10 protein-coding genes and 1 tRNA gene are annotated in these 8,223 nt (G+C 66.3%); 8 read left to right on the top strand and 3 right to left on the bottom strand.

What is annotated here, in order from left to right:
* Positions 1 to 153 precede the first annotated feature (153 nt).
* Positions 154 to 804 (top strand): ribonuclease FAU-1 family protein, encoded by a 651-nt coding sequence (locus E1261_RS17440; protein WP_132407918.1) that lies wholly within the window; start codon positions 154 to 156, stop codon positions 802 to 804.
* A 766-nt stretch (positions 805 to 1,570) separates the two neighbouring features.
* On the opposite strand, the gene E1261_RS17435 is transcribed toward E1261_RS17440, so the two are convergent.
* A tRNA-Tyr gene (locus tag E1261_RS17435) sits at positions 1,571 to 1,653 on the bottom strand.
* A gap of 82 nt (positions 1,654 to 1,735) precedes the next feature.
* Between E1261_RS17435 and E1261_RS17430 the strand changes: the two genes are divergently transcribed.
* Positions 1,736 to 2,227: a YajQ family cyclic di-GMP-binding protein gene (locus tag E1261_RS17430; protein ID WP_132407917.1), complete on the top strand. Its 492-nt coding sequence runs from the start codon at positions 1,736 to 1,738 to the stop codon at positions 2,225 to 2,227.
* A gap of 66 nt (positions 2,228 to 2,293) precedes the next feature.
* On the top strand, positions 2,294 to 3,214 hold the full coding sequence (locus tag E1261_RS17425; protein WP_165952540.1) for a phosphotransferase enzyme family protein: 921 nt from the start codon (positions 2,294 to 2,296) through the stop codon (positions 3,212 to 3,214).
* Here E1261_RS17425 and E1261_RS17420 read toward each other — a convergent pair.
* A complete protein-coding gene (locus E1261_RS17420) occupies positions 3,207 to 3,509 on the bottom strand; it encodes a hypothetical protein (RefSeq protein ID WP_132407915.1) in 303 nt (100 codons plus the stop codon). The two genes, E1261_RS17425 and E1261_RS17420, sit on opposite strands and share 8 nt — an antisense overlap.
* 249 nt (positions 3,510 to 3,758) lie before the next feature.
* Between E1261_RS17420 and E1261_RS17415 the strand changes: the two genes are divergently transcribed.
* The 3 genes from E1261_RS17415 to E1261_RS17405 are packed head-to-tail and all read left to right on the top strand — an operon-like array spanning position 3,759 to position 6,200.
* On the top strand, positions 3,759 to 4,760 hold the full coding sequence (locus E1261_RS17415; protein ID WP_132407914.1) for an NADP-dependent oxidoreductase: 1,002 nt from the start codon (positions 3,759 to 3,761) through the stop codon (positions 4,758 to 4,760).
* Entirely contained in the window at positions 4,757 to 5,599 is an 843-nt protein-coding gene (locus E1261_RS17410) for an alpha/beta fold hydrolase (protein WP_132407913.1), read from the top strand. Before E1261_RS17415 ends, E1261_RS17410 begins: the two co-directional genes overlap by 4 nt.
* Before the next feature lie 19 nt (positions 5,600 to 5,618).
* Positions 5,619 to 6,200: a TetR/AcrR family transcriptional regulator gene (locus E1261_RS17405; protein WP_132407912.1), complete on the top strand. Its 582-nt coding sequence runs from the start codon at positions 5,619 to 5,621 to the stop codon at positions 6,198 to 6,200.
* 3 nt (positions 6,201 to 6,203) lie between these two features.
* Here the strand turns inward: E1261_RS17405 and E1261_RS17400 are convergent, their stop codons facing one another.
* Positions 6,204 to 6,962 carry an AraC family transcriptional regulator gene (locus tag E1261_RS17400; RefSeq protein ID WP_132407911.1) on the bottom strand — a complete coding sequence of 253 codons (759 nt, stop codon included), beginning with the start codon at positions 6,960 to 6,962 and terminating at the stop codon, positions 6,204 to 6,206.
* A 101-nt stretch (positions 6,963 to 7,063) separates the two neighbouring features.
* Here E1261_RS17400 and E1261_RS17395 point away from each other — a divergent pair, with 101 nt between their 5' ends.
* Both E1261_RS17395 and E1261_RS17390 read left to right on the top strand, forming a co-directional pair.
* Positions 7,064 to 7,924, top strand: coding sequence for a phytanoyl-CoA dioxygenase family protein (locus tag E1261_RS17395; protein WP_202874785.1), 861 nt, complete (start codon positions 7,064 to 7,066; stop codon positions 7,922 to 7,924).
* Positions 7,921 to 8,223: a hypothetical protein gene (locus tag E1261_RS17390; protein ID WP_132407910.1), complete on the top strand. Its 303-nt coding sequence runs from the start codon at positions 7,921 to 7,923 to the stop codon at positions 8,221 to 8,223. Before E1261_RS17395 ends, E1261_RS17390 begins: the two co-directional genes overlap by 4 nt.

Genomic DNA, 8,223 nt, shown 5'->3' with positions numbered 1-8,223 from the left:
GACCACGATGCCCCGAGAACGACACCCCCACCTGACCGGCCTTCGTCGTCGAAACCCCCGCATGCGGCGCCAACGCCGCATACTCCGACCGCATCCCCGCCCACCGAACCGTCGACGAAACCATCCCCCAACCCTAAATGGCAAGATCGCTTGATGACTGACGCGAGGGACCGTTTCTACAACCGCGGCGACGTCGTACTACGGCGGTCGCGCCGAGGCCTCGTCGTGACGTGGGTGCAGGCCACCCGCGTCGTACACGATGACGTGGACGGCCTGCTGTTGTGGCTACCAGTGGGCGCAGGATTCGGCCACCGCGCCGATCATCAGGGACGGGCGACCCGTGAGGAGCCGATCGACGTCGTCGCGACGCGACCACTGCTAGCAGGCCAGTGGAAGAACAACAGCGTGCTGATCTGGAATCCGACCGGTGCCGAGCACTCGTTGTGGTGGTTCTTCGATGCGAACGGCTTCACAGGCTGGTACATCAACCTGGAAATCCGCGGACCGCGCTGGACCGACGGCCAGCGCCGCGGCATAGACGTCGCCGACCTGGGCCTCGACGTCGTCGTCGCCCCCGACCGGACCTGGCACTGGAAGGACGAAGACGACTTCGCCGCTTTCACCGATGCCCCCGGCTACTGGACCACCGCAGACGCGGTTGCCGCCCGCGCCGAGGGACGTCGTGTCATCGCACTGGCAGAGAAAGGTGGGTTTCCCTTCGACGGAACCCACTGCGACTTCGCCCCCGACCCCACCTGGTCCCCACCGGAGCTACCGCCAGGTTGGGACAGCCCACCCAGGTAGCAGCCCCCAACGGCCTCTGGTTGTCAGCCTTCGCGCTTCTCGATGCCGTAGGCCATCACGGCCCCGGCAGGCGCGCACCATGCGTTCGAGCTGTTGAACTTGCTCGGATGCATCCATGAGCCGTACACCTTCCCAGCTTTGTGGCTGCAAAGGGCCCAGGCGCGGAAGGTCCCGTATCCGGATTCGCACCTTGCCCGCGCCACGGCCCCACGGTCGCTACTGACACGGCAATTGGTCGGTGGCGATGGCTCACGTGCGTCTGCCGGCGCGGCGGACACCACCGTCAACGTCGTGGTCACCGCAGCGAGCAGCAAGACCGCCGACGCCGCTACGCGCGCGCGGCTCGACATCGACACTCTTCGTACGGACAGCATCACAAACGCTCCCTTGCTGGGTCTCGAAAGACGCGAGGCTAGAAGTCAACGCCGCCGCCGCGCTGCCCGTACCGCACCCGTACTCCTGTGGCCGGCACTGAGGACGAGGTGGCGGTAAGTTCGCGGGCTGGGTTGGGACAGATCGATTCGACGAGCCGATCGCCAGGAAGCTCGCCGCCCGGGCGCACGACCTCAGGGTAGGCGAGCCGTGAGGGTGTCGTGCCGCCGAGTCCCCTTGTGCCCGGTTGCGGCGAGCAGGCCGCCTGGACTGTCCGCCGGGAGTCCATGACCCGCATATGACCCAGACGGCCGCAGGTCGCCGGTTCTGGCCGGACAGACGAAGACAGCCCCTGACCTGCTAGATCGCAGATCAGGGGCCGTTTTAGCGCCTGTGGCGGGTGCAGGGTTCGAACCTGCGTAGGCATAAGCCGACAGATTTACAGTCTGCTCCCTTTGGCCACTCGGGCAACCCGCCAGGGTGCTGCCGGTTCGTGAACCGGCGTGGGAGACGATACAACAGTAGGTGCCCCTGACGGCAAATCGGAAAGGAAGTGCCCATGGCTTCGGAGTCCTCCTTCGACATCGTGAACAAGGTCGATCAGCAGGAGGTGGACAACGCCGTGAACCAGGCGGCGAAGGAGATCAGCCAGCGGTTCGACTTCAAGAACGTGGAGGCGGGCATCAAGCTGTCCGGCGAGGCGATCGACATGCAGGCGAACACCGAGGAGCGCTGCAACGCGGTACTCGACGTCCTCAAGGACAAGCTGGTCAAGCGGCAGATCTCGCTGAAGGGGCTGGAGGCCGACGAGCCCAAGCTGTCCGGCAAGATCTACAAGATCAACGCCACGATCAGCGCGGGAATCACGCAGGAGAACGCGAAGAAGCTGTCGAAGCTGATTCGGGACGAAGGTCCCAAGGGCGTGAAGGCGCAGATCCAGGGCGAGGAGTTGCGGGTCTCCAGCAAGAGCCGGGACGACCTGCAGGCCGTGCAGGCGCTGATCAAGGGGCAGGACCTGGACTTCGCGGTGCAGTTCGTGAACTACCGCTGACACAGGCCGGACGGCGGCCCGGTTAACGGGTCGCCGCGGGCCGGTGGGGCGGGCATGCTGGGCGGCGTGGGTGACACGTTGCTGCGGCGGTGGTTGTACGACGACTTCGGGCTGGATGTGGTGGAACTCTCACCCGTCGGCCACGGGGCGGACCTGGCCGCTCAGGTCTGGAAGGCCAGTACGGCGACCAATCGGTACGCCGTGAAGTGGAGTGGGGCCGGGACGAACACCGGGCACCAGGTGGCGGCGTACCTGGGTGATTGCGGACTGCCCGGCGTACCGGAGGTCGTGCGGACGGTGGAGGGTGGGTTGTGGACCTTCCATGGGAAGAAGAAGCGGCTGACGGTGACGCCGTGGATCGAGGGGGCGCGGGCGGCTGAGGTTGGGCTGTCGGGGGCGGAGTGGGCCGAGTACGGCGCTCTGCTGCGGCGGGTGCATGATGCGGAGCCGCCGGAGCGATTGCGGGAGGCGTTGCCGAAGCGCAGTCATATCGATGTGCGGGTGCCGGCGGTGGCCGAGGAGGTGTGGGAGCGGCTTGGGGAGCTGCCCGAGCTGGCCGCTCTGTGGGAGGAGCACGCGGAGACGATCGACGTACTGCTGGCTGGCGATCCGCCGACACCTGAAGGGCCGCGGGTCGTGTGCCACGGTGATCCACACCTCGGCAACGTGCTCGTCGCGAAGGACGGGCTGCACCTGATCGACTGGGACGACGTGATCCTGGCGCCACGCGAGCAGGACCTGATGTTCATGCTCGGTGGGATGGGTGAGGTCGGGCCTGCGTCGCCGGATCAGGTCGAGGCATTCCTGAGCGGCTACGGCCAACACTCCATCGACATGGACGCCGTTCGCTACTACCGCCACATCCGCGCCCGCGAGGACGTCGTCCTGTGGTCCCACCAGGCCCTCACCGGCACCGACCGCGAAGACTGCCTGACCGTCACCCGAGGCATCCTCACCGAGGGCCTCGCCGCTCTTGCGGTCAGCTGATGGGGTCGTAGCCGCCCGGGATCAGGTAGCAGTCGTTGTCCGCGTAGAACACGATCGCCTCACAGCGCTCGGCGGTGGTCGGGACCTGGCCGGGGCGATGAATGCTCCAGGCCTCGATCACCTCCACCGCAATGTCCACCTCGAGGAAATAGTCCAGGCCGTTCAGCGGCCGGGTGGTGCTGTCTTCGTTCACCTCGAGCGATGCCTCCGAGTCGATCGTCCACGGCCTCGCGGCGTAGATCGTCAGGTCTTCGTCGAACTGCTCGATGCGGTCGGCAACTTCACCTAATTTCATCGCCTGCTCCAAGGTCTCGCCCATCCGAAGGCCCAGGATGACCGGTAGGCGGGGGGCGAGCCGTCGGTAAGGACACGTACTGGTCGGCTGGTGGGCATGCGGTTGCGCTCGGGGAGGGGCCCGGCGGCCGCGAATCGGGGACTACTACGTGTCGTTGGCGACAGGGCCGGGCGCGGCGGCGGGGCCTTGTGGCTTGACTTTAATTATGAGTCGACTCATTATTGAGTCAACTCAGATAAGGGTGATGTCATGCGAGCGTTCGTGGTCAGGCAGTACAAGGGGCCGGTGGTGGGCGCGGAGGTTGCTGAGCCTGTGGTTGGGGACGGTGACGTGCTGGTTGAGGTTCGAGCGGCTGGGCTCAATGTGCTGGACGAGAAGATCCGCAAAGGTGAGTTCCGGCAGATCCTGAGGTACGAGCTGCCGTTGACCCTTGGCCACGATGTGGCTGGGACGGTGATCGCGACCGGTTCGAAGGTTCGCGCATTCGCACCAGGCGACGAGGTTTACGCGCGGCCCAGCAGGATCGGGACGTTTGCGGAGCGGATCGCGATTGCTGAGGAGGACGTTGCGCTCAAGCCGGCTGACCTCAGTTTTGAGGAAGCGGCTTCGTTGCCGTTGGTGGCGTTGACCGCGTGGCAGGCGCTCGTTGAGCGGGCCAATCTGCAGCCGGGGCAACGGGTGCTCATCCATGCCGGGGCCGGCAGTGTCGGGACGATCGCGATCCAGCTCGCCAAGCACCTCGGCGCGACGGTGGCTACGACGGTCGGGGCGGATGACGCCGACTTTGCAAAGGAGCTCGGGGCGGATCACGTCATCGACTACCGCAGTGAGGACTTCGAACAGCTCCTCGACGGGTACGACGTCGTACTGGACAGCCTCGGTGGCGAGAACCTCGAGAAAAGCCTGCGGGTACTGCGTCCTGGCGGGAAGGCGATCGGGATTGCAGGCCCACCGGACCCGGCGTTCGGTCGTGAAATCGGCGCGAATCCGCTGCTCCGGCTCGCGATGACCGTCCTCAGCAGCAGCATCCGCCGCCAAGCGCGGCGCCGGAAAGTGACGTACGAGTTCCTCTTCATGCGCGCCAGCGGTGATCAGCTGCGCGAAATCACCAAGCTCGTCGACAAGGGTGCCGTGCGCCCGGTGGTCCGACGGGTCTTCGGCTTCGACCAGACCGTCGAGGCGATGCAGTCACTGGGCAAGGGCGGCAAGACCGTCATCAGCAGAACAACCGAAACAGGAGAAACAGCATGAACGTCATCACGGCGTACAAGGACGCGCCCACCCGGACAGTCGACGCCAACGGCGTCACCTACGCCTACCGCGAACTCGGGCCGAAGGGCGGCATCCCCGTCGTCTTCTTCGTCCATCTCGCCGCGACCCTGGACAACTGGGACCCGCGCATAGTCGACCCCATCGCACAAACCAGGCACGTGATCGCCTTCGACCAGCGCGGCGTCGGGGCGTCGACCGGGAAGGTGCCGGACAGTGTGGAGGCGATGGCCGACGACGCCTACGACTTCGTCACTGCGCTCGGCTTCGACACGATCGACGTGTTCTCGTTCTCGCTCGGCGGCATGGTCGCCCAGGCTCTCGTGGAGAAGCACCCCGACCTGGTCCGCAAGCTCGTCCTCACCGGCACCGGACCGGCAGGCGGGAAGGACATGGACAAGGTCGCCGGTGTGACGTACTACGACATCCTGCGCGCGACGTTGACCCGCTCGGATCCCAAGGAGTTCCTGTTCTTCAACCGCAATCCCACCGGAAAAGCGGCGGGGCGGGCGTTCGTGCAGCGGCTCGAGGAGCGCACTGCCGACCGCGACGCGAAGATCTCCACCCGGGCGTTCCAGACCCAGCTGAAGGCGATCAAGAAGTGGGGGCGCTCAGCGCCGGCCGATCTGTCGAAGGTCACGCAGCCGACCCTGATCGCCAACGGCGACAACGACCGGATGGTGCCCTCGGTGCTGTCCGAGGACCTGCACCGCCGGATCAAGGGCTCGGAGCTGGTCATCTACCCTGATTCCGGGCACGGCGGCATCTTCCAGTTCCACGACAAGTTCGCGCCGGTCGCTCTGGAATTCCTCAAACTGTGAGTACGGAAGGACGCTAGCCATGCCACCCGCCGGACGGCGCGAGCGGAACAAGCAGGAGAAGCTCGACCGCATCACCGCCGCCGCCGGAGAGCTCTTCGCCGAGCGCGGCGTCGACGAGGTCACCACCCAGGAGATCGCAGACAAGGCCGACATCGGCGCGGGCACGCTGTTCCTCTATGCCAAGTCCAAGGGCGAACTCCTGCTACTCGTGCAGAACTCCGGGTACGCCGATGCGCTCGCGGAAGGTCGATCCGCGGCCGAGCGCTGCACCGACGTACTGGATGCGGTGATGGCGATCGTCCGCCCGGTCGTGGAGTGCAACCGCAAGCAGGTCGACAACGGGCGGACCTACCTGCGCGAGATCGTGTTCGGTGATCCGGAGGAACCGCACCACCGGGACGCGCTCGTGCTGACCCTGCAGACCGAAGAGGCGATCGCGGAAGTCCTGCAGCGAGAGGACGTCGACGAGGCCGCGACGCTCGCGCACATCGTGTCCGCGATCATGTTCATCAGCATGGCCGCAACCATCAACCGGGCCAAGCCGGTCGACGAGGTCGTCGAGGAAATCAGAAGTCAGGTTCGCGTCCTGCTCCGCGCGTAGAAGCTAGGCGGTGCGGATCGCGCGTGGGGAGGCGCCCAGTTCTCGGTGGCAGGCCTTGTTGAAGGCTTGCAGGTCGGGGATGCCTACGGTCGCGGCGATCGCTGGGATGGAGAGGGTGGAGGCCGCCAGGAGGTGCCGGGCTCTGGTCATCCGGCGGTGGCGGATGTAGGCGATGACGGTCGTGCCAGTTTCGGCTTGGAAGAGCCGCGTCAGGTGGTTGTGGGAGACGCCGGCCACGCGCGCGACCATGGCGACGGTGAGCGGGCGGCCGAGGTTGGCTTCGATGTGCGCGGTGGCGGTGGCCAGCGCGGGGTGACGCGAGTCGCCCAGCGGAGCGGTGGCCAGATCGGTCAGGTGCCAGAGGACCGTCCAGACCTCAGCGGCCACCCGGGCCGATCCGGACGGAGACGCTTCCAGAGCCGAACGCATCAGGCCCGTCAGCAGCGGCGCGGTGGTCCCAGCGTCCTGTACGACGGGCAGGTACGACGGCTCGCCCAGAGCAGACGGGCGGAAGTGGGCATAGAGGTGCTCGGAGCGCCCGCGGTAGTCGAACTGAACCAAAGAGCCGGCCGGAGTGAGCGACACATACCCCGGCTCCACGGCGTACGTCGTACCGGCGACGGTCAGGTCGGCGGAGTACGTGTAGAGGTGCAACTGCCAGAGGTCGGGGAGCTGGAAGGTATCGCGCAGCGAGCGGGTGCCGTGGATCCCGGAGCCGACGTTGACAACCTCGGGCGGCGCAGCCAGTCGCAACGCAATCATGGTGAAAAATTACCACCAGTGGTGATCACAACCCACGCGATCCAACGAGGACTCGACCTAGCGTTGTGGAGTAGTAACCACCACCCCCGAGAGGGAGAACCATGCCTCATCCGCATCAGAAGAACCTGCTCAGCTCGGTTCAGATGGCGCATTTCGTGGCGACGGGGTCGCTCCGGATGGACGCCGTCGTACCGGACGAGATGAACCGGCAGGCGATCGAGGTCCTCGACAACGGCATCCCCGGCGTCCCCTACGGCACCCCGCTGTCGGAGGCATTCGTGGACAGCGAATTCGTCCAGCGGCTGGTGCAGCTGCCCGAGGTGGCCGGCGCGATCCACAGCCTGGTCGGCCCGGAGCCGACGGTCGACCATCACGCCGTGCACATCCGCAAGGCGCACGAGGGCGAGGCGCAGAACCTGCACGGTGACGCGATCATCGACGTACGGCCGGACGCGTTCGACGTCCAGCTCATGTACTACCCGCAGGACGTCACGCTGGAGATGGGCGGCACGCTCAGTGTCCCCGGCAGTCACCTGCGCCGTACCAACGAGTCCGACACCGGCCGCTACCAGAACCTGCTCGGCCAGACCCGCCTGGTCTGCCCGGCCGGCACCGTCCAGTTCCTGCACCACGGCATCTGGCACGGCGGCCGCAAGAACGACAGTGCGATCGACCGGTACATGTTCAAGATCCGCTTCAACCCGACCGTCCGTCAGGTCCGGCTGTGGAACCTCGAGGACCTGTACGACGAGGACGTGGCGCGCGAGCTGAGCCAGTCCTTCCCGTGGTACGAGAACGCGACCGGCCGGCTGGAGATCTACAACCGGGTGAAGCTGTGGCAGGCGATCACCGGTGACGACACGTTCGACCCGGACTACTGGGTGACCCGGGTGTCGAACCGCCCGCAGCGCGTGGTCTCCCAGCGCAGCGTCAACCCCCACGCCAAGAAGGTGATCGCATGACCGCTGTCAGCACTGAAGCCACCCAGCAGACGGTCCGCCAGCAGGTGCTGGTGCTGTACCTGGCCTCGTCCGCACTGGACGCACGCGTCGTCGGCTGGTCGACCTACGACGGGACGGGGGCGACGTCGCCGACGACCGGGGACAGCGACGTACCGCCGTACGCGAGTGGGCTGGATGCGTTGAAGGACGGCTGGCGGTTGTTCCAGGCCGCGCAGTTGCTGCCGCCGCAGCCGGGACATGAGTACGACGTCTCGTTCCTGAAGCACGAATTCTTCTTCGAAAAGCTCGTCACGGTCTGA

Source organism: Kribbella albertanoniae (assembly GCF_004348455.1).
In the GTDB taxonomy this organism is placed as follows: Bacteria; Actinomycetota; Actinomycetes; order Propionibacteriales; family Kribbellaceae; genus Kribbella; species Kribbella albertanoniae.
This window is presented reverse-complemented; position numbering and strand designations above follow the sequence as displayed.

What these genes read in the sequence shown, in the direction of transcription:
- E1261_RS17400 (WP_132407911.1), bottom strand. Translation starts at nt 6,962, where the DNA reads ATGATTGCGTTGCGACTGGCTGCGCCGCCCGAGGTTGTCAACGTCGGC.
- E1261_RS17405 (WP_132407912.1), top strand. Translation starts at nt 5,619, where the DNA reads ATGCCACCCGCCGGACGGCGCGAGCGGAACAAGCAGGAGAAGCTCGAC.
- E1261_RS17395 (WP_202874785.1), top strand. Translation starts at nt 7,064, where the DNA reads ATGCCTCATCCGCATCAGAAGAACCTGCTCAGCTCGGTTCAGATGGCG.
- E1261_RS17420 (WP_132407915.1), bottom strand. Translation starts at nt 3,509, where the DNA reads ATGAAATTAGGTGAAGTTGCCGACCGCATCGAGCAGTTCGACGAAGAC.
- E1261_RS17415 (WP_132407914.1), top strand. Translation starts at nt 3,759, where the DNA reads ATGCGAGCGTTCGTGGTCAGGCAGTACAAGGGGCCGGTGGTGGGCGCG.
- E1261_RS17410 (WP_132407913.1), top strand. Translation starts at nt 4,757, where the DNA reads ATGAACGTCATCACGGCGTACAAGGACGCGCCCACCCGGACAGTCGAC.
- E1261_RS17390 (WP_132407910.1), top strand. Translation starts at nt 7,921, where the DNA reads ATGACCGCTGTCAGCACTGAAGCCACCCAGCAGACGGTCCGCCAGCAG.
- E1261_RS17430 (WP_132407917.1), top strand. Translation starts at nt 1,736, where the DNA reads ATGGCTTCGGAGTCCTCCTTCGACATCGTGAACAAGGTCGATCAGCAG.
- E1261_RS17440 (WP_132407918.1), top strand. Translation starts at nt 154, where the DNA reads ATGACTGACGCGAGGGACCGTTTCTACAACCGCGGCGACGTCGTACTA.